Below are 23810 nucleotides of genomic sequence, written 5' to 3'. Positions count from 1 at the left end.
GGAAGTCTCCTTCACGAGGCGAAACGGTGCAGTCGAGAGTACCCACGCAAGTTAGGCAGAAGCTGAGGAATTCGAGCTGCTCAGCGCGCCCGCGCCGACCTCGGAGCGGGCTCTAGCTGCGTGCCGCTTCCTGCTCGCGCTTGATCTCCAGCGCGATGTCGATCAACTGGTCCTCCTGACCGCCGATCAGTTTGCGCTGTCCGGCCCGGTGCAGCAGTTCGTGCGCCGGGACGCCGTACCGCTCCCCTTGCCGTACGGCGTGCTTGAGGAAGCTGGAGTAGACGCCGGAATACCCCATGATCAGCGCGTTGCGGTCCAACAGGCACTCGGCCGGCATGGCGGGACGCACCACGTCCTCGGCGGCGTCGGCGATGTCGAAGAAGTCGATGCCGGTCTTCACACCGATCTTGTCGAAGACGCCGATCAGCGCCTCGACCGGGGCGTTGCCCGCGCCGGCGCCGAACCGGCGCACGCTGCCGTCGATCTGCTTGGCACCGGCGCGTACGGCTTCCACCGAGTTGGCCACTCCGAGCCCGAGGTTCTCGTGGCCGTGGAAACCCACCTGGGCGTCGTCGCCGAGCTCGGCGACGAGGGCGGCCACCCGGTCGGCGACACCGTCGAGCACCAGCGCGCCGGCGGAGTCGACGACGTAAACACACTGACAGCCGGCGTCAGCCATGATTCGGGCCTGCGCGGCCAGCTTCTCCGGCGGGATGGTGTGCGCCATCATCAGGAATCCCACCGTTTCCAGACCCAGTTCGCGCGCCAGCCCGAAGTGCTGAATCGAAACGTCGGCCTCTGTGCAGTGGGTGGCGATCCGGCAGATGGACCCGCCGTTGTCCTGGGCCTCCTTGATGTCCTCCTTGGTGCCCACCCCGGGCAGCATCAGGAAGGCGATCTTGGCATCCCGGGCGGTTTCGGCGGCGAGCTTGATCAGCTCCTGCTCGGGTGTCTTGGAGAAGCCGTAGTTGAACGACGAGCCGCCCAGGCCGTCGCCGTGCGTCACTTCGATCACCGGCACCCCGGCGGCGTCGATCGCCGTCACGATCGCCTGCACCTCGTCCTTGGTGAACTGGTGACGCTTGTGGTGCGACCCGTCCCGCAGCGACGTGTCGGTCATCCGGACGTCCCAGACCGGGTTGAAGAAGATGTCGGTCGTCATCGTGCGCCTCCTTGCACGGCCAGCGTCTCCTTGGCGATCTCCTCGCCGACTTTCGTCGCTGCCGCGGTCATGATGTCGAGGTTGCCGGCGTAGGGCGGCAGGTAGTCCCCGGCGCCTTCTACCTCCACGAACGTGGTGACCACGTGATTGCCGCCGTTGACCACCGAGGGCTCATCGAATTGCGGCTCGTTGAGCAGGCGGTAGCCGGGCACGTAAGTCTGCACTTCGGCGACCACGTCGTGGATGGACTTGGCGATCGCATCACGGTCGGCGTCCTCGGGGATGGCGCAGAAGATGGTGTCGCGCATGATCATCGGCGGATCGGCCGGGTTCAGGATGATGATGGCCTTGCCGCGAGCGGCGCCACCGATGGTCTGCACCCCGCGCGACGTGGTCTTGGTGAACTCGTCGATGTTGGCCCGCGTTCCGGGGCCTGCGGACACCGACGCCACCGACGCCACGATCTCGGCGTACGGAACATCGACCACTCTGGACACCGCGTGCACGATCGGGATCGTGGCCTGTCCGCCACAGGTGATCATGTTGACGTTGGGGGCGTCCAGGTGCGCGCGCAGGTTCGCGGGCGGGATCACCGCAGGGCCCACCGCGGCCGGAGTCAGATCGATGGCACGGATACCGGCGGCCTCGTACTTGGGAGCGGCGTCGCGGTGCACGTAGGCACTGGTCGCCTCGAACACCAGGTCGGGTTTCTCGGACTGCTCCAGCAGCCAGTCCGCACCTTTGTGGCTGGTCTCCAGACCCAGCTTGCGGGCCCGGGCCAAGCCTTCGCTGTCCGGGTCGATGCCGACCATCCAGCGCGGCTCCAGCCAGTCCGATCGCAGCAGCTTGTAGAGCAGGTCGGTGCTGATGTTCCCCGACCCGACGATGGCGACACTCGCCTTACCAGGCATGTTGCTCCTCTACTAACTTGTCGCGATCCGGCGGCTGCGATCGCTCGCTACTGAAATGTAAGACGGACCGCACCCAGACCCGCGAAGTCGGCGACGAATTCGTCGCCACCTCGCACGTCAACCGCTACGGTGCACGATCCCGGCAACACGATGTCACCCTTTCTCAACCGCACCCCGAAACTTTCCACCTTGCGGGCCAACCAGGCCACTGCTGTGGCGGGATTGCCCAGCACGGCGTCGCTGCGCCCCTGCGCGATCAACTCCCCGTTGCGGGTCAGCTTCGCGTCGATCCCGGTGATGTCGATGTCGTTCGGCCCCACCCGCGCTTCACCCAGCACGAAACCGGCCGAGGAGGCGTTGTCGGCGATGGTGTCACACAGCGCGATCTTCCAGTCCCTGATCCTGGTGTCGATCAACTCGATCGCCGGGGCGACGGCTTCGGTGGCAGCCAGCACGTCGTCCTCGGTGCAGCCTGCGCCCGGCAGGTCCTCGCCCAGGATGAACCCGACCTCGACTTCCACCCGCGGCAGCAGATAACGACTCGTCTGCACCGGCGTCGACTCGAACACTTCCATCTCGTCGAGCAGATGACCGTAATCGGGTTCGTCGACGCCCATCATCTGCTGCATCACCTTCGAGGAAAGGCCGACCTTGTGCCCCACCACGCGGGCGCCTTCGGCCACCCGTTGGCGGATGTTGATCAGCTGGATCTCGTAGGCGTCGACGACGTCGATATCGGGGTATGCGGCGGTCAACGGGGCGATGCCGCGGCGGCTTCGTTCCGCCTCCGCCAGGTCGGCAGCGAGCTCGTCGCGGGTGGCCACATCGAGCATTTACCGAATTCCCTTCGCGCTTGTGACCGGGCCAGTAGCGCCCGACCCGGGCAATTCTATAACGTGTTCTACATGACCGCACAGGAGTACGACGTCGTCGTGGTCGGCAGCGGCGCCGCCGGCATGGTAGCTGCCCTGACCGCCGCCCACCGCGGCCTCTCGACAGTAGTCGTCGAGAAGGCTGCGCACTTCGGTGGCTCCACCGCCCGCTCCGGCGGTGGCGTGTGGATCCCCAACAACGAAGTGCTCAAGCGCGACGGAGTCAAGGACACACCCGAAGCCGCCCGCACCTACCTGCACGGCATCGTCGGCGACAAGTCGGTGAGCGGGGTCGAACCCGAACGCATCGACACCTATCTGCAGCGCGGACCGGAGATGCTTTCGTTCGTCCTCAAGCACACACCGCTGAAAATGTGCTGGGTGCCGCGCTACTCCGACTACTACCCCGAGGCACCGGGCGGCCGCGCGGAAGGCCGGTCTATCGAACCGAAGCCGTTCGACGCCCGCAAGCTCGGACCCGACGAGGCCGGACTGGAGCCCGCCTACGGCAAGGTCCCGCTCAATGTGGTTGTGATGCAGCAGGATTACGTGCGACTGAACATGCTCAAGCGACACCCGCGGGGCGTGGCCCGCAGTTTGAAGGTGGGCGCCCGCACCATGTGGGCCAAGGCGACCGGTAAGAACCTGGTCGGCATGGGTCGCGCGTTGATAGCGCCCCTGCGCATCGGTTTGCAACAAGCGGATGTTCCGGTGGTACTCAACACCGCGCTGACCGACCTCTACGTCGAGGACGGTGTGGTCCGCGGAATATATGTGCGCGACACCGCGGCGCCCGAGTCCGCCGAACCCCGGCTGATCCGCGCCCGGCGCGGCGTGATCCTGGCCTCGGGCGGTTTCGAGCACAACGAACAGATGCGAGTGAAGTACCAGCGGGCGCCCATCACCACCGAGTGGACGGTCGGCGCCAAAGCCAACACCGGGGACGGCATCATCGCCGGCGAAAAGCTCGGTGCCGCACTGGATGTCATGGAGGATGCGTGGTGGGGCCCGACGGTGCCGCTGGTCGGCGCACCGTGGTTCGCGCTTTCCGAGCGCAATTCGCCGGGCTCGATCATCGTCAACATGTCCGGTAAGCGATTCATGAACGAGTCGATGCCCTACGTCGAAGCCTGCCATCACATGTACGGCGGCGAGTACGGCCAGGGCCCCGGGCCGGGTGAGAACATTCCGGCTTGGCTGGTGTTCGACCAGCAGTACCGGGACCGTTATATCTTCGCCGGACTGCAGGCGGGACAACGTATTCCGCGAAAGTGGATGGAGTCGGGAGTGATCATCCAGGCGGACACTCTGGAAGAACTGGCCACCAAAGCCGGCCTGCCGGTCGATGAATTCAACAAGACAGTGGCCCGCTTCAACGGCTTCGCCCGCTCCGGCGTCGACGAGGACTTCCACCGCGGCGAGAGCGCTTACGACAGGTACTACGGCGACCCGACCAACAAGCCGAACCCGAACCTCGGAGAGATCAGCCACGCACCGTATTACGCCGCCAAGATGGTCCCGGGCGACCTGGGCACCAAGGGCGGTATCCGCACCGACGTGCACGGTCGGGCTCTGCGCGACGACGGCAGCGTCATCGACGGCCTCTACGCCGCAGGCAACGTCAGCGCACCGGTGATGGGTCACACCTATCCGGGTCCGGGCGGCACGATCGGTCCGGCCATGACATTCGGATACCTGGCGGCGTTGCACATAGCGGGGAACAACTGACATGCCCATCGATGTTGACGTCGCGCTGGCCGCCGAGCTGGAGCCGATCGAGTTCTCTTGGACCAGTAGCGATATACAGCTCTACCACCTCGGGCTGGGCGCCGGCAGTGATCCGATGGACCCACGCGAACTGCGCTACCTGATCGACGACACACCGCAGGTGTTGCCGACGTTCGGCAATGTGGCCGCGTCGTTTCATATGACGGAGCCGCCCACCGTGCAGTTCCCCGGCATCGACATCGAGTTGGCGAAAGTGCTGCACGCTTCCGAGCGGGTCGAGGTGCCTGCCCCGCTACCGCCGTCAGGATCGGCCACGGCTGTCACCCGGTTCACCGACATCTGGGACAAAGGTAAGGCCGCGGTGATTTGGAGTGAGACGACGGTGACCGCGCCTTCCGGCGAGTTGCTGTGGACGCAGCGACGGTCGATCTTCGCTCGCGGCGAGGGCGGGTTCGGCGGCGAACGGGGGCCGTCGGGGTCGGATACCGCACCGGACCGCGCACCCGATCTCGAGCTGGCGATGCCGCTGCTGCCGCAGCAGGCACTGCTGTACCGGCTGTGCGGCGATCGCAACCCGCTGCACTCGGATCCTGAATTCGCTTCTGCCGCAGGATTTCCCAGGCCGATCCTGCACGGTCTGTGCACCTACGGCATGACTTGTAAGGCGATTACCGACGCACTGCTGGACGGGGACGCTTCGGCGGTCGGGGCCTACGGTGCCCGCTTCGCCGGTGTGGCCTTCCCCGGGGAGACGCTGCAGGTCAACATTTGGAAAGAGGACGGCCGCTTCCTGGCCGGGGTCGTCGCACCGGCACGCGACAACGCTGTCGTGCTGTCCGGGGTGGAACTGATCCCTGCGTAGCGCCTGCTATTTTGCGCCTCCCACCCCCGCCGAGCGTCACGCCTCCCACCCCCGCCGAACGTCACGCCAGCGTGGCTGTCGACGCCGAACGTCACGCCTCCCACCCCCGCCGAGCGTCACGCTAGCGTGGCTGTCGACGCCGAACGTCACGCCAGCGTGGCCTCCGCAGCCGTTTGCCCACAACAGATTTGCTCACCCCCGCCGAACGCCACGCCTCTCACCCCCGCCGAGCGTCACCCCGCCGAGCGTCACGCTAGCGTGGCTGTCGACGCCGAACGTCACGCCAGCGTGGCCCACGCAGCCGTTTGCTCACCACAGATTTGCTCACCCCGCCGAACGTCACGCTAGCGTGACAGCCGCAGCCGGTCTGCGCACCCGCGACTGGCACGCGCCGCTGCGACACGCTTGATGATGTCGGCCGGACGATCCCCAGACAGCACCCGGATGTCAATCCATCCACGGGCCCCGATCTTCTCTTGCCGCGTGCGATCCCAGTTGTACTGCCAACTATTGACTCGGTGCTGTTCCCCGTCGTACTCCACAGCGACTTTCACTTCCTCCCAACCCATGTCGAGATAAGCGAAAGCCTCGCCCGCCTCGTCGCACACCGTTATCTGGGTGCGCGGCCGCGGAAAACCAGCCCGGATCAGCAGCAAGCGGAGCCACGTTTCCTTTCTCGATTGCGAGCCACCGTCGGCCAGCTCGAGCGCAGTCCGTGCCCGCCGGATACCGCGCCGAGTGGGGTAGCGCTGACAGAGCAATTCCACATCCGCATCCTTGATGTCGACCGCGGCGAACAACGCATCCAGAGCCTCAACGGCATCGTCGGTCGGATACCAGCAACCCATGTCCAAGGCAGTCCGGGCCGGAGTTGTCACCGGCATCCCGCGGACGTGAACAACCTCGTCATCTTCGATGCGATCACCCCGAACCTTCAGACCTGGCAACGGGTTCCGATTAGTATGCAGGATTTCCAAAGGCGCACAAGCGTCGACCCACTTCGCACCGTGCACCGCACTCGCCGTCATACCCGCGACGATGCCTCTCCGTCGCGACCACAGCCATGCCGCTCTGGCCCGCACCTCTGGTGTCAACTCGTCATGCGGACCGACGTATACGTCACGAAGTAGCTTCTTGTAGCGCGTTCGTAGTGCGCTCTTGACGATATCGCCGTTGGCGACGGCCTCACTGCCGACAAATGGTTCGGGCATGGAACCGTAGGGTTCCATGGCTGCGACAAGTCGTCAGCTCACCGACAGCGCGCGATCCACAACCCGTCACACTGGCTTGACACTCAACGACCGCCGCCACCCTGGCGTGACGCTCGGCGACCAACAGCGCCGCCGCACCCCCCCACCAATCCTGCCCCGCCACACTGGCATGACACTCAACGCCCGCCGCCACCCTGGCGTGACGCTCGGCGACCAACAGCGCCGCCGCAACCCCCCACCAATCCTGCCCCGCCACACTGGCATGACACTCAACGCCCTCCGCCACGCTGGCGTGACGCTCGGCGACCAACAGCGCCGCCGCAACCCCCACCAACCTTGCCGCGCCACGCTGGCGTGACGCTCGGCGACCAAAGGCGCCGAGCTACGCCAGGGACGACATCTAACCCAGGATCAATCCCGACGTCGGCACCCCGGTACCCGCGGTGACCAGCACATGCTCGACGTCGGGCACCGGGTTCACCGAGGTGCCGCGCAACTGCCGCACCCCTTCGGCGATCCCGTTCATGCCGTGGATGTAGGCCTCACCGAGCTGCCCGCCGTGGGTGTTGATCGGCAACCGCCCACCGATCTCTACGGCGCCGTCGGCGATGAAGTCCTTGGCCTCGCCCCGGCCACAGAACCCCAACTCCTCCAACTGAATCAGCGTGAACGGCGTGAAGTGGTCGTAGATCACCGCGGTCTGGATATCCGACGGCGACAACCCCGACTGCGCCCACAGCTGTTGGCCGACCAGACCCATCTCGGGCAGTCCCAGTTCGGGCCGGTAGTAGCTGACCATCGTGTATTGATCAGGACTCGAGCCCTGTGCGGCACCGTCGATGACGGCCGGACGCTGTTTGAGGTCCTTGGCACGTTCGACCGAGGTGATCACCAACGCCACCGCGCCGTCGGTCTCCTGGCAGCAGTCCAACAGGCGCAGCGGCTCGGCGATCCACCGCGAATTCTGGTGATCCTCAATGGTTATCGGCTTCTCGTAGAAGTACGCCTTGGGGTTCTTGGCGGCGTGCCGACGGTCGGCCACCGAGATGGCACCGAAGTCGCGACTGGTCGCCCCAGACCAGTGCATGTATCGCTGCGCGATCATCGCCACCTGCGCGGCCGGCGTGGAGAGCCCGTGCGGATACGAGAAGGAATTGTCGGCCGACGTCGAATCGGCTTCAGCCGCAGCGCTTCCCACCAAACGTGTCTGTACCTGCCCGAAACGCATCCCGGACCGCTCGTTGAACGCCCGGTAGGCCACCACGACGTCGGCCAGCCCGGTCGCCACAGCCATCGCGGCGTGGGCGACAGTGCCGCACGCAGCTCCACCGCCATAGTGCACCTGCGAGAAGAACTTCAGGTCGCCCATACCGGTGGCGCGGGCGACGGCGATCTCCTTGTTTGTGTCCATCGTGAACGTTGTCAGGCCGTCGACATCGGCGGGCGATAAACCGGCGTCGTCCAACGCATCCCGGACCGCTTCGGCCGCCAGTCGCAGTTCGGACCGACCGGAGTTCTTGGAGAAGTCAGTGGCGCCGATGCCGACGATCGCAGCCTTACCCGAGAGCATTACGCATCCCCGATCGTCAGCGTGACGTTGGCAATCACGTGGTCGCCAAGGCTGTTGCGGCCGAACACCTTCAACGTGATCAGCCCCTCCTCGACCGCGGTAACCTCACCGGAGAAGGTCACCGTGTCGTAGGCGTACCACGGCACACCGAGCCGCAGCCCGATCGACTTGATCCGCGCCGACGGGCCGGCCCAGTCGGTGACGAAGCGTTGCACCAAGCCGGTGTCGGTGAGGATATTGACGAAGATGTCCTTGGACCCCTTGGCCTGGGCCAGGTCCCGGTCGTGGTGCACATCCTGAAAGTCTCTGGTGGCCAACGCCGTTGAAATAATGAATGTCGGCGTGCCCTCCAGCTTCAGTTCGGGCAGCTGCACGCCCACTTCCACCACCGGCGCGCTCATGTCGAAGGCTCCCAAGCGTAAAGCGTCCATTCCGGGCCGCTATCGCCGGCCGGAAAGTCGATATAGGTTGCGCGAACCGGCATTCCGATCTTCACCGCACCAGGATCGACACCCCGCAACTCGCCCAGCATGCGCACCCCCTCCTCAAGCTCCACCAGCGCGATCACGAAGGGCAGCGTGCGGCCCGGCACCTTCGGCGCGTGATGCACCACGAAGCTGAACACGGTGCCGCGGCCGCTGGCCACCGCGTAGTCGACCGGCTCGCCGGGCGGCTGCCAGACCGCCGGCACCGGAGGATGCACCAGGCTGCCGTCGCCGCGGCGCTGGATGCGCAACTCGTGGGCTTTGACGCCCTCCCAGAAGAACGCGGTGTCCCGCGACACCGCGGGCCGCATCATTGCATCGGCATCCAGGTCATCCGGCACCGCAGACACGGCTGCATCGGCCTCGCGCGGCTTGAACTTCAATATGCGCCAAGCCATCTCGGCGACGTCCTCGTCACCGACGCGCCAGGTGATGTGCTGGTTTATGAACCAGCCCTCGCCCAGTCCGGTCTGTTTGGGGCCGACCACGTCGCGCATCTCGGAGTGGATGGTGACCCGCTCGCCGGGGCGCAGATAGCGGTGGTAGGTCTGCTCACAGTTGGTGGCGACAACGCCGATGTATCCGGCGTCGTCGAAGAGTTGCATGATCGGGCCCATGGGGTCGTCGGTCGGGCGTTCGCCACCCTGCCCGAACATCGTCCACACCTGAATCATGGCCGGCGGTGCGACAATTCCCGGATGTCCGGCAGCCTTCGCTGCTTCCTCGTCCACGTAGATCGGGTTACGGTCGCCCAGTGCCTCGACCCAGTTGTTGACGATCGGCTGATTCACCGGGTCGCGGGACACGCGCGGTGCGGCGACGACGGTGGCGGTGATCTCCGCGACCGCTTCCCGAATATCCGTCATCGAGGGACCCTCGGCACCTTCAGCCCGGCGGCAGCGATCATCTCACGCATGACTTCGTTGACGCCCCCGCCGAAGGTGATGACCAGGTTGCGTTTGGTCTGCGAGTCCAGCCATTGCAGGAGTTCAGCGGTCTCCGGCTCCGCCGGGTTGCCGTATTTGCCGACGACCTCCTCGGCCAGCCGTCCGATGTACTGAATCTTCTCGGTACCGAAGACTTTGGTCGACGCGGCGTCGGCCACGTTGATGTCCTCACCGGCTGCGGCCACCTGCCAGTTCAGCAGCTCGTTGATCCGCCACATCGCATAGATCTCGCCCAGCGCCCGCTTGACGTCGTCGTGCTCGATGGGGGTGACACCGTCGCCACCGGGCTTGGATGCCCAGTCGTGCACGCGGTCGTAAATCCCCGCGGTCCGTCCAGCCGGACCCAGCATCACCCGCTCGTTGTTGAGCTGGGTGGTGATCAACCGCCAGCCGCCGTTTTCCTCGCCGACCAGCATGTCGGCCGGCACCCGGACATCGTTGAAGTAGGTGGCGTTGGTGTGGTGGGCACCGTCGGACAGGATGATCGGTGTCCAGGAGTAGCCGGGATCCTTGGTGTCGACAATCAGGATCGAAATGCCCTTGTGCTTAACGGCTTCCGGGTCGGTGCGGCAGGCCAGCCAGATGTAGTCGGCGTCGTGCGCGCCGGTGGTGAAGATCTTCTGCCCGTTGACGATGTACTCGTCGCCCTGGCGCACGGCGGTGGTGCGCAGCGACGCCAGGTCGGTGCCGGCGTCGGGTTCGGTGTAGCCGATCGCGAAATGGACCTCGCCGGCCAGGATCGCCGGCAGGAACTTCTTCTTCTGCAGATCGCTGCCGAATTGCTGCAGGACCGGACCGACCGTCTGCAGCGTCACCGCCGGCAGCGGCACGTCCGCCCGATGCGCCTCGTTGACAAAGATGGACTGTTCGATCGGCCCGAATCCCAAGCCGCCGAATTCTTTTGGCCACCCGACACCGAGCTTGCCGTCTTTCCCCATCCGGCGGATGACCGCGCGGTAGGCCTCGTTGTGCCGGTCGGACTCCATCGCCTTCGCCTCGTCCGACGAAATCAGATTGGAGAAGTATTCCCGCAACTCCGCCTGCAACTGGCGCTGCTCGGGGGTCAGGTCTATAAACATTGCGCTCCCACCAATTCCAGCCGATGAGACGACCCGCCCAGCAGCCGGGTCAGATCTTTGATCGACGAGTAGTACCGGTGCATCGGATAGGTGATGTCCATGCCCATGCCCCCGTGCAGGTGATGGCAGATCTGCATTGCCGGCGGCGCCTGAGCGGCCAGCCAGTACCCGAGGACATCCAAATCGGCGGTGGCGTCGAGCCCCTCGGACAACTTCCACAGCACCGCCTTGGCGGCCAAATCGATGGTGCGCGAAGCGATGTAGACCTCTGCTAATTGCGCAGCAACCGTTTGGAACGTCGACAACGGCTTGCCGAACTGTTTGCGTTCAGCCACGTAGTCGGCGGTCAGCCGCAGCGCGCCGGCCACCAGACCATCGGCGTAGGCGCCGATCATGGCCAGCGCCAACTGATTCACCCGCGCCGGTGCGGCACCGGCCAGCACCTCGGATTCCCCGACCGCAACATCGTCGAAGGTCACCGTGAACTCGTCAGCACCGGTCGACGTCGGCGTCCGGACCAGCCGGACGCCATCGGCCTTCGGCGACACCAACACCACGGCACTGTCGGTGGTCACCACGATCCAGTCGGCCGAATCGGCATATCCGACACCGACTTTGGTGCCGGACAGCCGTCCGTCGACGAGACTCACCGAGGGCCGGTCCGGCAATGCGCGGCCAGGCTCATTCAACGCCGCCGTCAACACCCCGCCCTTGGCGACGCCGGCCAGAAAGCGGTCCTGCTGCTCGTCGGACGCCAACTCCACCAGCGGCACCACGCCAAATCCCAGGGTGGCCAGGGCCGGGGTGATGGCGCCGTGCCGGCCCACTTCGGTCAGCACGGTGCCTACCTCGGAGAGGCCGACACCGTCGCCACCGAGCCGGTCGGGAACCGCCAGCGCCGTGACGCCGCCGTCTGCCAAAGCGGCCCAGGTCGATTCGCGACTCAGAACCGAGGTGACGACATCGGCGACAGCCTCTTGTTCTGCGCTGAGGTCGAAATCCATCAGGAGGTCACCGGGGTCTTACCGGTGTAGTCCACCTGCCAGTGCTTGATGCCGTTGAGCCAGCCGGACCGCAGCCGTTCGGGTTCGGAGATGGGCTTGAGGTCGGGCATGTGGTCGGCGACGGCGTTGAAGATGAGATTGATCGTCATCCGCGCCAGGTTGGCGCCGATGCAGTAGTGCGCCCCGGTGCCGCCGAAGCCGACGTGTGGATTCGGGTCGCGCAGGATGTTGAACGAATGCGGATCGTCGAAGACCTCTTCGTCGAAATTGGCTGAGCGGTAGGACATTACCAACCGCTGGCCCTTCTTGATCTGTACGCCGTTCAGCTCGGTGTCCGCATTGGCGGTGCGCTGGAACGCAGACACCGGCGTCGCCCAGCGGACGATCTCGTCGGCGGTCGTCGAGGGACGTTCCTTCTTGTACAGCTCCCATTGGTCGGGGTTGTTCGCGAACGCGATCATTCCGTGAGTGATCGAATTGCGGGTGGTCTCGTTGCCCGCCACGGCCAGCATGATGACGAAGAAACCGAATTCGTCGTCGGACAGTTTCTCACCGTCGATGTCGGCCTGGATCAAGGTCGTGACGATGTCGTCGGTGGGGTTCCTGCCCCGCTCTTCGGCCATCGCCATCGCGTACATGATCAGTTCCATCGACGACTGCGCGGGATCGATGTCCGCGTACTCCGGGTCCTCCCCGCCGGTCATCTCGTTGGACCAGCGGAACAGCTTGTCGCGGTCCTCCTGCGGCACACCCAGCAGACCGGCGATGGCCTGCAGCGGCAGCTCACACGACACCTGCTCGACGAAGTCGCCGCTGCCCGCTGCGGCCGCTTCCTTGGCGATGTTCTGCGCGCGCCGGGCCAGCTCGTCCTCCAGCCGGCCCACCGCCCGCGGGGTGAAGCCGCGGGAGATGATCTTGCGCAACCGGGTGTGGTGCGGGGCGTCCATGTTGAGCATGACGTTGCGCTGCAACTCGACGCTCTCCCGCGTCATCTCTTTGGGCCACGTGGGGATGGCCCCGTTCTGCCAGCTGGAGAACATGTCGCTGCGGCGCGACACTTCCTTGACGTCGGCGTGCTTGGTCAGCAGCCAGTAACCGTTGTCCTCGAAGCCCCCGCACCCGTCGGGCACCTCGACCCAGTGGATAGGTTCGGACGCGCGGAGTTGCGCGAGTTCGGCTACGGGCAGGCCGGCGAGGTTGATGTCGGGATCGAGGAAGTCGAAGTCAGCCGAAATATTTGCGGGTGCCATTCGAGTGTTCTCCTAAAATTGCAACGAGTTCTAGTTCCAGTAAAACACGCCTCCACCGCAGACAAAAGGCGGTCCGGCATCCTCGCTTGTCATAGTAATGAAACGTGTTCTAGCCTGGCTGCATGGGTAACCCGGTAATCGTCGAAGCCACCCGCAGCCCGATCGGCAAGCGCAACGGTTGGCTCTCTGGACTGCACGCCACCGAACTGCTCGGAGCTACGCAGAAGGCGCTGGTCGACAAGGCCGGAATCTCGTCTGAATTTCAAGCCGGCGAGGTCGAGCAGATCATCGGCGGCTGCGTGACACAGTTCGGCGAGCAGTCCAACAACATCACCCGGGTCAGCTGGCTCGTCGCCGGGTTGCCGGACCACGTGGGTGCGGTGACCGTGGACTGCCAGTGCGGCAGCGGCCAGCAGGCCAACGGTCTGGTCGCCGGCCTGATCGCCGCCGGCGCCATCGACATCGGTATCGCCTGCGGGATCGAGGCGATGAGCCGGGTGGGCCTCGGCGCCAACGCCGGCCCCGACCGCAGCATCCTGCGGCCCGCCTCGTGGGACATCGACCTGCCGGACCAGTTCACCGCCGCCGAGCGAATCGCCAAGCGGCGCGGCATCACCCGCGACGAAATCGACGAATTCGGCTACCAGTCGCAAGCGAAGGCCAAGCAGGCGTGGGCGGAGGGCCGCTTCGACCGCGAAATCTCGCCGATCGAAGCCCCCGCGCTCGACGAGAACAAGCAACCGACCGACGAACGCGTCACGATCAACCGCGACCAGGGCCTGCGGGAGACCTCGCTGTCGGGGCTGAGCGCGCTGAAGCCCGTGCTGGACGGCGGAATTCACACCGCAGGCACATCGTCACAGATCTCCGACGGTGCCGCGGCGGTGCTGTGGATGGACGAAGACAAAGCCAAGTCGCTCGGACTCAAGCCTCGCGCGCGAATCGTCAGCCAGGCACTCGTCGGCGCCGAACCCTACTACCACCTCGACGGTCCGGTGCAGTCAACGGCCAAGGTGCTGGAAAAGGCCGGCATGAAGATCGGTGACATCGACATCGTCGAGATCAACGAGGCGTTCGCATCCGTGGTGCTGTCCTGGGCGCGGGTGCACGAGCCCGACATGGACCGGGTCAACGTCAACGGCGGCGCGATCGCGCTGGGTCACCCGGTGGGCAGCACCGGCAGCCGGCTGATCACCACCGCGCTGCACGAGTTGGAACGCACCGACAAGAGCACCGCGCTGATCACGATGTGCGCGGGCGGCGCGCTGTCGACCGGGACCATCATCGAGCGCATCTGATCGGGCCGTGCCGGTTTCCGACGAGCACCGCATCGCGGCCGCGCAGAGCTATATCGACGCACTGGTGAGCCACGACGCGGACGCGGTGCCGTTCGCCGCCGGTTGCACTCGCATCGAGTTGGGTGTGAAGAACGGTTTCTCCGGAAATCACCTGCGGCGCAGCCTGAGTCGCAACCCGCAGTACTGGATCATCGCCGACGCAACACCCCCGCAATACCGCATCGAGGGCGACGACGTGCACGCGGAGTACGACGTGCTGACCAAGGTGGCGTTCGCCGGCCGCCGGGTCGTCGGACGGGTCACCGAGACCTTCGTGATCCCGGCCGAAAGTCCCAGCGGCAAGGCCGAGATCCAGCACATCCGGGCACGGTTCGTGCCGTTCATCCAGCGCTAGGAACCAAAATGCCGAAAGCCCAACCGCGGTACCTGAATTCGCCGTTCACCGATTTCTTCATGAAGTGGATGGCCAAGCTCAATACGTGGATGTACCGCCGCAATGGCGGCGACGGTCTGGGCGGCACCTTCGGCAACAGCCCGGTGGCACTGCTGACCACCACCGGTCGCAAGACCGGTGAACCCCGGGTCAGCCCACTGCTTTTCCTGCGCGACGGCGACCGGGTCATCCTGGTGGCCTCCCGCGGCGGCTCCGACAAGCACCCGATGTGGTACCTGAACCTCAAGGCCAACCCGGAGGTGAAGGTGCAGATCAAGAAGGAAACGCTGGAACTGACCGCCCGCGACGCCACTGACGACGAGCGCGAGCGGTACTGGCCGCAGCTGGTCGCGATGTATCCGTCGTTCGACGACTACCAGTCCTGGACAGACCGCAAAATACCGATCATCATCTGCGACCCCTAACATCTCTTGGCATGACTGACCGGCTGAACGACGTCGTCGCCAACCAGTACGAGAAGTGGACGTATCCCGAGCCGATACAAGATCTCGAGGTGTGGTTGCAGGACGGGTGGCAGTGGTTCGACCCCAGTCACGCGTCCATCCAGTTCTGGCCCGACCGGGACTACAAGCCGGACATGGACATCCTGATCGCGGGCTGCGGCAGCAATCAGGCGGCCATCGTCGCCTATAACAACCGCGCCTCCCGCGTGATAGGGATCGACGTCAGCCAGCGGTCGCTGGACCACGAGCAGTACCTCAAGGACCGGCACGGGTTGTCCAATCTGGAGTTGCACCGCCTCGCGATCGAAGAGGTCTCGACGCTGGGCCGGGATTTCGACCTGATCATGTCAACCGGGGTGCTGCACCACCTGGCGGATCCCGACCTGGGTATGAAGGCGCTGGCCGATTGCCTGCGCCCGGACGGCGCCGTCGGACTGATGCTCTACGCCAGGTACGGCCGCATCGGAGTGGAGCTGGTGCAGTCGGTCTTTCGCGATCTCGGGCTGCAACAGGACGACGAAGGCATCCGAAAGGTGAACGAGACCATCGCGATGCTCGATCCCAACCACCCCTTCCTGGTCTACCGCGATACGGCCCCGGACCTGTATTACGAGGCGGGACTGGTCGATACCTGCCTGCACGGCCGCGACCGGAGTTTCACCACGGGGGACTGTCTGGACCTGCTCACCTCGGCTGGCCTGGAGTTCCAGCGCTGGTTCCACAACGCGCCGTACTACCCGCACGATGTCAACAGCCTGGCCAACCCGGCTACCGAGTTCTACGAGATCATCAGCGCACTGCCGCAGCGGCAGATGTGGTCGGTGATGGAGCGGCTGCGCACGGCCAACGCCTGCCACTTCTTCATCGCGACGCACCGCGACCGGCCCAAGGCCAGCTACACCATCGACTTCAGTGCGGCCGAGGCGCTGGACTTCGTTCCGCGAATGCGCCTGAGCTGCAACCTGTCCGGGGCTGTCATCCACCGACCGCACTGGGACATGACCCTCAACGCCACCGAACTGCCCTACGTCCAGTACATCAACGGTCAGCGCACCATCCGCGAAATCGCGGCCGCGGTCGCGCACAACGAAACGGACCCGTTCAAGCTCGGGCTGTATGAGAACTTCGGCCGCGGGCTGTTTCAGTCGCTGTGGCGACTGGACTTCATCGAGATGAGTCTGGAAGCGGTGCGCCGCTAGGGGGTCAGGAACCCGCCCCGTACACTGGAACCGGCGGCCGCGACTTGGCCAGCAGGTCGGTGACGACCGGCCCCAGTTCGGCCGGGTCCCACTTGGCTCCCTTGTCGATCTGCGGTCCGTGCGCCCAGCCTTCGGCGACCCGGATCAGGCCGGCCTCGACCTCGAACACCTTGCCGGTGACGTCCCGGGACTCCACGCTGCCCAGCCAAACCACAAGTGGGGAGACGTTTTCCGGCGCCATCGCGTCGAACCCGCCGTCTTCGGGTGCGGCCATGGTCTCGGCGAACACCGCCTCGGTCATCCGGGTGCGGGCGGCCGGCGCGATCGCGTTGACGGTGATGCCATAGCGTCCCAGTTCAGCGGCACCGACCAGGGTCAGCGCCGCGATGCCGGCCTTGGCCGCCGAGTAGTTGCCCTGCCCGACACTGCCCTGCAGGCCGGCCCCCGAGCTGGTGTTGATGATGCGAGCGTTGAGGTCGTCGGGACCGACGGTGCCGCCCTTGATCTGCCGGCGCCAGTAGCCCGCGGCGTGCCGCAGCGTCGCGAAGTGTCCCTTCAGGTGGACGCGGATCACCGCATCCCACTCGGATTCACTGGTATTGGCCAACATTCGGTCACGAATGAACCCGGCGTTGTTGACCAGCACATCCAGGCCGCCGAAGGTATCGACGGCGGTGTCGATCAGGTTCTGGGCACCCGTCCAGTCGGCGACGTCGTCACTGTTGACCACAGCCTCGCCGCCGGCGGCCTTGATCTCGTCGACCACCTGCTGCGCGGGGCTCTCGCCGGCGGACCCGTCCAGCCCGACGCCGATGTCGTTGACCACGACGCGCGCGCCCTCGGCGGCGAACGCCAAGGCATGCGCGCGGCCGATACCGCGGCCCGCTCCGGTGACGATGACAACCCGGCCGTCAACCACTCCCATGAGTTTCCCCTGTCCTCTACTTGACCGCGCTTGCGTTCGTTGTGGCTAGATAGTGCGGTGGTTCGCCGCCACCGTGTACCTCGAGCGTGGCACCGCTGATGTAGGACGCTGCGTCGGAGGCCAAAAATGCTGCGGCCCAACCGATGTCGTCGGGGCGGGCCAGCCGGCCCAGCGGCACATTCTTGGAGATCGCGGCGATCGACTCGGCGTCGCCGTAGAACAGGTCGGCCTGCTCGGTCTCGACCATGCCGACCACACACGCGTTCACCCGGACCTTCGGCCCCCACTCCACGGCCAGCGTCTCGGTCAGACTCTCCAGGCCGGCCTTGGCCGCGCCGTAGGCCGCGGTGCCCGGACTGGGCCGCCGCCCGCTGAGGCTGCCGATGTTGACGATCGACCCGCCGCTGGGCTGTGCCTGCATCTTGTCGTTGGCGTACTGCGAAACCAGCAGTCCGCCAATCAGATTGAGCTCGATGATCTTGCGGTTGAACTTCGGGCTGGATTCCGCGGTCAGCACGTACGGCGAACCGCCGGCATTGTTGACCACCACATCGAGGCGGCCGTGTTGTTGCACGATCGTCTCGATCAGCGCCTGGACGGCCGCTTCGTCACGGATGTCGCAGCTGTGAAACTCGTGCGGAAACCCCTCGACCGGACGACGGGCACAGGTCACCACCGTCGCGCCCTGCCCGGCGAAAACCGAGCTGATACCGGCCCCGACGCCGCGCACCCCGCCGGTCACCAGGACCACTCGCCCCGTCAGACCGAGGTTGATCCCACTCGCATTCGGGGGGGCTGCTTGCGGATTGGTCACTGTGCTAGCGTACCAAGCAAGTGCTTGCTTAGGTAGTTGACCCCAGCGGACCCAGCAGGAAGTGCCATGACGATCACCTCCACCACCCTCGAACCCGGAATAGTCGCGGTCACCGTCGACTACCCGCCGGTCAACGCCATTCCGTCCCAAGGATGGTTCGAACTCGGCGACGCCATCACCGCCGCGGGCCGGGACCCGGAAAACCACGCGGTGATCCTGCGGGCCGAAGGCCGCGGCTTCAATGCCGGCGTGGACATCAAGGAAATGCAGCGCACCGAAGGCTTCACCGCGCTCATCGACGCCAACCGCGGCTGCTTCCACGCGTTCCGCGCGGTCTACGAGTGCGCGGTGCCGGTGATCGCGGCGGTCAACGGTTTCTGCGTCGGGGGCGGCATCGGCCTGGTCGGCAACTCCGATGTCATCGTCGCCTCCGACGACGCGGTGTTCGGACTCCCGGAAGTGGAGCGCGGTGCACTCGGCGCGGCCACCCACCTGTCCCGGCTGGTGCCCCAACACATGATGCGGCGGCTGTTCTTCACCGCCGCCACTGTCGACGCAGCCACCCTGCACCACTTCGGTTCGGTGCACGAGGTGGTGCCGCGGGGCGAGTTGGACGAGGCCGCGCTGAAGGTGGCCCGCGACATCGCCGCCAAGGACACCCGGGTGATCCGCGCCGCCAAAGAGGCGCTGAATCTCATCGACGTGCAACGGGTCAACGCGAGTTATCGCATGGAGCAGGGGTTCACCTTCGAGCTCAACCTCGCCGGCGTGGCCGACGAGCACCGCGACGCGTTCGCCGGCACGGCGAAGGGCAAGAAAGATGAGTGACAAGCGGACCACCCTGGACGACGCCGTCGCCCAGATCGAGAGCGGCATGACCATCGGCATCGCCGGCTGGGGTTCCCGACGCAAGCCGATGGCGTTCGTCCGCGCCCTGCTGCGCACCGACGTCACCGACCTCACCGTCGTCACCTACGGCGGGCCAGATCTGGGTCTGCTGTGCTCGGCCGGCAAGGTGAAGCGGGTCTACTACGGGTTCGTCTCACTGGACTCGCCGCCCTTCTACGATCCCTGGTTCGCCAAGGCACGCACGACCGGCGCCATCGAGGCCCGGGAGATGGACGAAGGCATGCTGCGCTGCGGGCTGCAGGCGGCGGCACAACGCTTGCCGTTCCTGCCGATCCGCGCGGGGCTGGGCAGCTCGGTGCCGGACTTCTGGGCGGGCGAACTGCAGACCGTCACCTCGCCGTACCCGACCGACGGCGGTTACGAGAAGTTGATCGCGATGCCGGCTCTGCGCCTGGACGCGGCCTTTGCCCACCTCAACCTCGGCGACGCCCAAGGCAACGCGGCCTACACCGGCATCGACCCCTACTTCGACGACCTGTTCCTGATGGCCGCCGACCGGCGGTTCCTGTCCGTAGAACGCGTGGTGCCCACCGAGGAGCTGGTCAAATCGGTTCCCCCGCAAGCGCTGTTGATCAACCGGATGATGGTCGACGGTGTGGTGGAGGCTCCCGGCGGCGCCCACTTCACCACCGCCGCACCGGATTACGGACGGGACGAGAAATTCCAGCGACACTATGCCGAGGCCGCCTCGACCGACGAGGGCTGGCAGCAGTTCAAGGCGACCTATCTGTCCGGCAGCGAGGACGACTACCAGGCGGCGGTGCGCAAGTTCGGTGAGGAGGCTTCGAAATGAGCGCGACCAGAGCCGAAGTCTGCGCGATCGCCTGCGCTGAATTGTTCAGAGACGCCGGCGAAATCATGATCAGCCCGATGACGAATATGGCGTCGGTGGGTGCACGGTTGGCGCGACTCACCTTCTCGCCGGACATCCTGCTGACCGACGGGGAGGCCCAACTGCTGGCCGACACCCCAGCGCTGGGCAAGACCGGAGCCATCGAGGGCTGGATGCCGTTCGGCCGGGTGTTCGAGACGCTGGCGTGGGGCCGGCGGCACGTCGTCATGGGCGCCAATCAGGTTGACCGCTACGGCAATCAGAACATTTCGGCGTTCGGGCCCCTGCAACAGCCGACCCGGCAGATGTTCGGGGTGCGCGGCTCGCCGGGCAACACCATCAACCACGCGACCAGTTACTGGGTCGGCAACCACTCCAAGCGCGTCTTCACCGAAACCGTCGACGTGGTGTCCGGCATCGGCTACGACAAGGTGGACGCGGACAACCCGGCGTTCCGGTTCGTCAACGTCTACCGGGTGATCTCCAATCTCGGCGTCTTCGACTTCGGCGGTCCGGACCGGACCATGCGGGCGTTGAGCCTGCACCCCGGCGTCGGGCCCGACGAGGTTCGCGAGGCGACCTCGTTCGAGGTGCACGGCCTCGACGAGGCCGGCGAATCCAGGGAGCCGACGGAGGACGAACTGCGCCTCATTCGGGACGTTATCGATCCGAAAGCGCTGCGCGACAGAGAGATCCGCCAGTGAAGCTGCGTACCCCGCTGACCGAGCTGGTCGGCATCGAGCATCCGGTGGTACAGACCGGGATGGGCTGGGTGGCCGGTGCCCGGTTGGTGTCGGCGACGGCCAACGCCGGCGGCCTCGGGATCCTGGCGTCGGCCACTATGACGCTGGACGAACTGGCAACAGCGATCGGCAAAGTCAAGGCCGCCACCGACAAGCCGTTCGGCGTCAACATCCGGGCCGACGCCGCCGACGCCGGCGACCGCGTCGAGTTGATGATCCGTGAGGGCGTCAAGGTGGCGTCGTTTGCGCTGGCGCCCAAGCCGGAACTGATTGCGCGGCTCAAAGAGGCCGGTGCCGTGGTCATTCCGTCGATCGGCGCCGCCAAACATGCCCGCAAGGTGGCCGGCTGGGGTGCGGACGCAATGATCGTGCAGGGCGGCGAGGGCGGCGGACACACCGGTCCCGTCGCAACCACGCTGTTGCTGCCCTCAGTGCTCGACGCCGTCGAGGGCAGCGGGATTCCGGTGATCGCCGCGGGTGGTTTCTTCGACGGACGGGGACTCGCCGCCGCACTTTCCTACGGCGCGGCCGGGGTGGCCATGGGCACCCGGTTCCTGCTCACCTCCGATTCCACCGTGCCCGACGCCGTCAAGCAGCGATACCTGGACGCCGCGCTGGACGGCACCGTGGTCACCACCCGTGTCGACGGCATGCCGCACCGGGTGCTGCGCACCGGTCTGGTGGAGAAACTCGAAGGCGGCTCTCGGGCAAGGGGTTTCACCGCAGCCGTGGGCAACGCGGCCAAGTTCAAGAAGATGTCACAGATGTCGTGGCGCTCGATGATCCAGGATGGTCTGGCCATGCGGCACGGCAAGGAACTGAGCTGGTCGCAGGTGGTGATGGCGGCCAACACGCCGATGCTGCTGAAGGCCGGTTTGGTCGAGGGCAACACCGAAGCGGGTGTGCTGGCGTCGGGCCAGGTAGCCGGAATTCTGGACGACCTGCCGTCCTGCGCGGAGTTGATCGAGTCCATCGTGGCGCAGGCGATCGAGCATTTACACAAGGCCGCCAACTTCGTGCAGTAGCCGCCCGTGTCAAGTGGGTTACGCTTTCGCATTTATGGCGACCGTCGAGATGGACCAAGCGGCTCCAGAGTCCGCTGCGCACCACGCGCTGCCCGATCCGGGTGAAGCGGTACCCAAGCTCGCGCTGCCGACGATCGGCATCTTCCTCGCATCTTTGACCGGCTTCGTCACAGCGACGCTCGGCTATGTCAACGGATGGTCGCCGTGGTGGGTGACGGTTCCGGTCAACGCCGCGGTGACGTTCGTGATGTTCACCGTGGTCCACGACGCGTCGCACTACTCGATCAGTTCGGTCCGCTGGGTCAACGCCCTGATGGGTCGGCTGGCCTGGACGTTCGTCGGTCCGGTGGTGGCCTTCCCGTCGTTCGGCTATATCCACATTCAGCATCACCGGCACTCCAACGATGACGACCAGGACCCGGATACCTTTGCCTCACACGGGAAGTGGTGGCAGCTGCCGTTGCGGTGGTCGCTGGTGGAATACTTCTACATCCGCTACTACCTGCCGCGCGTCCGCAGCCGGCCGGTCGGTGAGGTGGCCGAGACGCTGCTGATGTTGGCGCTGAGCATCGCCGGGGTGGTCGCGGCCATCGCCACCGGAAACTTCTGGACGCTGGCGGTGGTGTTCCTCATCCCCCAACGGATCGGCTTGACCGTCCTGGCCTGGTGGTTCGACTGGTTGCCGCATCACGGGCTGGCGGACACCCAGCGCACCAATCGATACCGGGCCACCCGCAATCGCGTTGGCGCAGAATGGCTTTTCACACCGTTGCTGCTGTCGCAGAACTACCACCTGGTGCACCACCTGCACCCGTCAGTGCCGTTCTACCGTTACATCCGCACCTGGAAGCGCAACGAGGAGGTGTACCTGGAGCGCAACCCCGCGATCAACACGGTCTTCGGGCAGCAGCTCAATCCCGACGAGTTCCGGGAGTGGAAGGAGCTCAACGGCAGGCTGGCCGCGGTGCTGCCAGTGCGGATGCCGACCAGGTCCAACTCGCCGCACGCGATGCTGCACCGGATCCCGGTGGCGTCGGTCGACCCGATCACCGCCGACAGCACGCTGGTGACCTTCGCGGTGCCCGAGCCGTTGCAGGATGCGTTCCGGTTCGAACCGGGCCAGCATGTGACGGTTGTCCGGGAGGGTGCGCGTCGCAACTACTCGATCTGTGCGCCCGCCACCCGGGCCCAGTTACGCATCGCGGTGAAACACATTGCCGGCGGAGTTTTTTCGACATATGTCGCCGAGCAGTTGCAGGCCGGCGATGTGCTGGAGCTGATGACGCCGTCCGGGCGGTTCGGCGCCCCGCTGCATCCGCTGCACCGGAAGCACTACGTGGGACTGGTGGCCGGCAGCGGCATCACCCCGGTGTTGTCGATTCTGGCAACCACGTTGGAGATCGAGACCGAAAGCCGGTTCACCTTAATCTACGGCAACCGCACCAAGGAGTCGACGATGTTCCGGGCCGAGCTCGACCGGTTGGAATCGCGCTATGCCGATCGTCTGGAGATCCTGCATGTGCTGTCCGGCGAGTCGATGCACACTCCCGAGCTCCGTGGCCGTATCGATCGTGCCAAGCTCGGCAACTGGCTGACGAGTTCGTTGCCCCCCGACAGCGTGGACGAGTGGTTCATCTGCGGCCCAATGGAAATGACGACGACAGTGCACGAGCTGCTGGTCGAGCATGGCGTGGACACCGAACGGATCCACCTCGAGCTCTTCCACGGCTTCGAGACGTCCACTGTCGCCGGCGGCCGCTACGAGACTGCGACGGTGACGTTCACGTTGTCCGGCACGCAGTACACCTGCGACCTGACCCCGGGCGACTCGGTGCTCGAAGGTGCGTTGCAGGTGCGTGACGACGCGCCGTACGCCTGCATGGGCGGCGCTTGTGGGACGTGCCGGGCCAAGCTGGTCGAGGGCGACGTGGAGATGGATCACAACTTTGCGCTGGGCCGCGCCGAACTCGATGCAGGATATGTGCTCACCTGTCAGTCCCGCCCGACCACGCCGTTCGTCGCCGTCGACTTCGACGCCTGACCGGCGCTCCCCGCCCTCCCGGCGCTCCCCGCCCTCCCCGCTCCCC

23 protein-coding genes are annotated in these 23810 nt (G+C 65.8%); 11 read left to right on the top strand and 12 right to left on the bottom strand.

Going from position 1 to position 23810, the window contains the following annotated elements; genetic code table 11:
* Positions 1–112: 112 nt before the first annotated feature.
* From dmpG to AC5Y5Z_RS13955, 3 genes are read right to left on the bottom strand one after another with little or no spacing between them, the layout of a single operon-like run.
* Entirely contained in the window at positions 113–1162 is a 1050-nt protein-coding gene (gene dmpG, locus AC5Y5Z_RS13965; RefSeq protein ID WP_473140339.1) for a 4-hydroxy-2-oxovalerate aldolase, read from the bottom strand.
* Positions 1159–2073 (bottom strand): acetaldehyde dehydrogenase (acetylating), encoded by a 915-nt coding sequence (locus AC5Y5Z_RS13960; protein WP_473140340.1) that lies wholly within the window; start codon positions 2071–2073, stop codon positions 1159–1161. The genes dmpG and AC5Y5Z_RS13960 overlap by 4 nt, the downstream gene beginning before the upstream one ends.
* 47 nt (positions 2074–2120) lie before the next feature.
* Positions 2121–2906: a 2-keto-4-pentenoate hydratase gene (locus AC5Y5Z_RS13955; RefSeq protein ID WP_463828626.1), complete on the bottom strand. Its 786-nt coding sequence runs from the start codon at positions 2904–2906 to the stop codon at positions 2121–2123.
* 72 nt (positions 2907–2978) lie between these two features.
* On the opposite strand from AC5Y5Z_RS13955, the gene kstD reads away from it, so the two are divergent.
* Positions 2979–4673, top strand: coding sequence for a 3-oxosteroid 1-dehydrogenase (gene kstD, locus AC5Y5Z_RS13950; RefSeq protein ID WP_499925635.1), 1695 nt, complete (start codon positions 2979–2981; stop codon positions 4671–4673).
* Between the two features lies 1 nt (position 4674).
* Positions 4675–5535 carry an enoyl-CoA hydratase ChsH3 gene (chsH3, locus tag AC5Y5Z_RS13945; RefSeq protein ID WP_463828624.1) on the top strand — a complete coding sequence of 287 codons (861 nt, stop codon included), beginning with the start codon at positions 4675–4677 and terminating at the stop codon, positions 5533–5535.
* A gap of 344 nt (positions 5536–5879) precedes the next feature.
* Here the strand turns inward: chsH3 and AC5Y5Z_RS13940 are convergent, their stop codons facing one another.
* The 7 genes from AC5Y5Z_RS13940 to AC5Y5Z_RS13910 all read right to left on the bottom strand — a co-directional run bounded on the left by AC5Y5Z_RS13940 (position 5880) and on the right by AC5Y5Z_RS13910 (position 13081).
* The gene (locus tag AC5Y5Z_RS13940; protein WP_499925633.1) at positions 5880–6746 is read right to left on the bottom strand and encodes a hypothetical protein; all 867 of its coding nucleotides are present in this window, start codon (positions 6744–6746) and stop codon (positions 5880–5882) included.
* 400 nt (positions 6747–7146) lie between these two features.
* Positions 7147–8316, bottom strand: a complete 1170-nt coding sequence (ltp2, locus tag AC5Y5Z_RS13935; protein ID WP_473139805.1) for a 17-hydroxy-3-oxo-4-pregnene-20-carboxyl-CoA lyase — start codon at positions 8314–8316, stop codon at positions 7147–7149.
* On the bottom strand, positions 8316–8717 hold the full coding sequence (locus tag AC5Y5Z_RS13930) for a MaoC family dehydratase (RefSeq protein WP_463828622.1): 402 nt from the start codon (positions 8715–8717) through the stop codon (positions 8316–8318). The genes ltp2 and AC5Y5Z_RS13930 overlap by 1 nt, the downstream gene beginning before the upstream one ends.
* On the bottom strand, positions 8714–9667 hold the full coding sequence (locus tag AC5Y5Z_RS13925; RefSeq protein ID WP_499925630.1) for a bifunctional MaoC family dehydratase N-terminal/OB-fold nucleic acid binding domain-containing protein: 954 nt from the start codon (positions 9665–9667) through the stop codon (positions 8714–8716). Before AC5Y5Z_RS13925 ends, AC5Y5Z_RS13930 begins: the two co-directional genes overlap by 4 nt.
* Positions 9664–10827: an acyl-CoA dehydrogenase FadE29 gene (fadE29, locus tag AC5Y5Z_RS13920; protein ID WP_463828620.1), complete on the bottom strand. Its 1164-nt coding sequence runs from the start codon at positions 10825–10827 to the stop codon at positions 9664–9666. Before fadE29 ends, AC5Y5Z_RS13925 begins: the two co-directional genes overlap by 4 nt.
* Positions 10818–11831, bottom strand: coding sequence for an acyl-CoA dehydrogenase family protein (locus AC5Y5Z_RS13915; protein ID WP_499925628.1), 1014 nt, complete (start codon positions 11829–11831; stop codon positions 10818–10820). The genes fadE29 and AC5Y5Z_RS13915 overlap by 10 nt, the downstream gene beginning before the upstream one ends.
* Entirely contained in the window at positions 11831–13081 is a 1251-nt protein-coding gene (locus tag AC5Y5Z_RS13910) for a cytochrome P450 (RefSeq protein WP_499925626.1), read from the bottom strand. Before AC5Y5Z_RS13910 ends, AC5Y5Z_RS13915 begins: the two co-directional genes overlap by 1 nt.
* A 122-nt stretch (positions 13082–13203) precedes the next feature.
* Here AC5Y5Z_RS13910 and AC5Y5Z_RS13905 point away from each other — a divergent pair, with 122 nt between their 5' ends.
* From AC5Y5Z_RS13905 to AC5Y5Z_RS13890, 4 genes are read left to right on the top strand one after another with little or no spacing between them, the layout of a single operon-like run.
* Positions 13204–14379: a steroid 3-ketoacyl-CoA thiolase gene (locus tag AC5Y5Z_RS13905; RefSeq protein ID WP_463828617.1), complete on the top strand. Its 1176-nt coding sequence runs from the start codon at positions 13204–13206 to the stop codon at positions 14377–14379.
* A 7-nt stretch (positions 14380–14386) separates the two neighbouring features.
* Entirely contained in the window at positions 14387–14773 is a 387-nt protein-coding gene (locus tag AC5Y5Z_RS13900) for a DUF8021 domain-containing protein (RefSeq protein WP_499925624.1), read from the top strand.
* 8 nt (positions 14774–14781) lie between these two features.
* Positions 14782–15237: a nitroreductase family deazaflavin-dependent oxidoreductase gene (locus AC5Y5Z_RS13895; protein WP_473139811.1), complete on the top strand. Its 456-nt coding sequence runs from the start codon at positions 14782–14784 to the stop codon at positions 15235–15237.
* Positions 15238–15248: 11 nt separating this feature from the next.
* The gene (locus AC5Y5Z_RS13890; RefSeq protein ID WP_499925622.1) at positions 15249–16475 is read left to right on the top strand and encodes a class I SAM-dependent methyltransferase; all 1227 of its coding nucleotides are present in this window, start codon (positions 15249–15251) and stop codon (positions 16473–16475) included.
* Between the two features lie 4 nt (positions 16476–16479).
* On the opposite strand, the gene AC5Y5Z_RS13885 is transcribed toward AC5Y5Z_RS13890, so the two are convergent.
* Entirely contained in the window at positions 16480–17400 is a 921-nt protein-coding gene (locus tag AC5Y5Z_RS13885; RefSeq protein ID WP_463828613.1) for an SDR family oxidoreductase, read from the bottom strand.
* A gap of 16 nt (positions 17401–17416) precedes the next feature.
* Entirely contained in the window at positions 17417–18214 is a 798-nt protein-coding gene (locus AC5Y5Z_RS13880; protein ID WP_499925620.1) for an SDR family oxidoreductase, read from the bottom strand.
* A 66-nt stretch (positions 18215–18280) separates the two neighbouring features.
* Here AC5Y5Z_RS13880 and echA20 point away from each other — a divergent pair, with 66 nt between their 5' ends.
* Genes echA20 through AC5Y5Z_RS13855 form a run of 5 tightly spaced genes read left to right on the top strand, consistent with a single transcriptional unit; the run spans position 18281 to position 23764 of the window.
* Complete coding sequence (echA20, locus tag AC5Y5Z_RS13875; RefSeq protein ID WP_499925619.1) at positions 18281–19042, top strand: (7aS)-7a-methyl-1,5-dioxo-2,3,5,6,7,7a-hexahydro-1H-indene-carboxyl-CoA hydrolase; 762 nt, start codon at positions 18281–18283, stop codon at positions 19040–19042.
* The gene (ipdA, locus tag AC5Y5Z_RS13870) at positions 19035–19916 is read left to right on the top strand and encodes a cholesterol ring-cleaving hydrolase subunit IpdA (protein WP_473139815.1); all 882 of its coding nucleotides are present in this window, start codon (positions 19035–19037) and stop codon (positions 19914–19916) included. The genes echA20 and ipdA overlap by 8 nt, the downstream gene beginning before the upstream one ends.
* Positions 19913–20659, top strand: a complete 747-nt coding sequence (gene ipdB / locus AC5Y5Z_RS13865; protein ID WP_499925617.1) for a cholesterol ring-cleaving hydrolase subunit IpdB — start codon at positions 19913–19915, stop codon at positions 20657–20659. Before ipdA ends, ipdB begins: the two co-directional genes overlap by 4 nt.
* Entirely contained in the window at positions 20656–21723 is a 1068-nt protein-coding gene (gene ipdC / locus AC5Y5Z_RS13860) for a (3aS,4S,5R,7aS)-5-hydroxy-7a-methyl-1-oxo-octahydro-1H-indene-4-carboxyl-CoA dehydrogenase (protein ID WP_463828608.1), read from the top strand. Before ipdB ends, ipdC begins: the two co-directional genes overlap by 4 nt.
* Before the next feature lie 34 nt (positions 21724–21757).
* Positions 21758–23764 carry a fatty acid desaturase gene (locus AC5Y5Z_RS13855; protein ID WP_499925615.1) on the top strand — a complete coding sequence of 669 codons (2007 nt, stop codon included), beginning with the start codon at positions 21758–21760 and terminating at the stop codon, positions 23762–23764.
* Positions 23765–23810 lie beyond the last annotated feature (46 nt).

Source organism: Mycobacterium sp. NGS29, assembly GCF_059812965.1.
The sequence above is the reverse complement of the archived record's forward strand: the minus strand, read 5'-3'. Positions and strand labels throughout refer to the sequence as shown.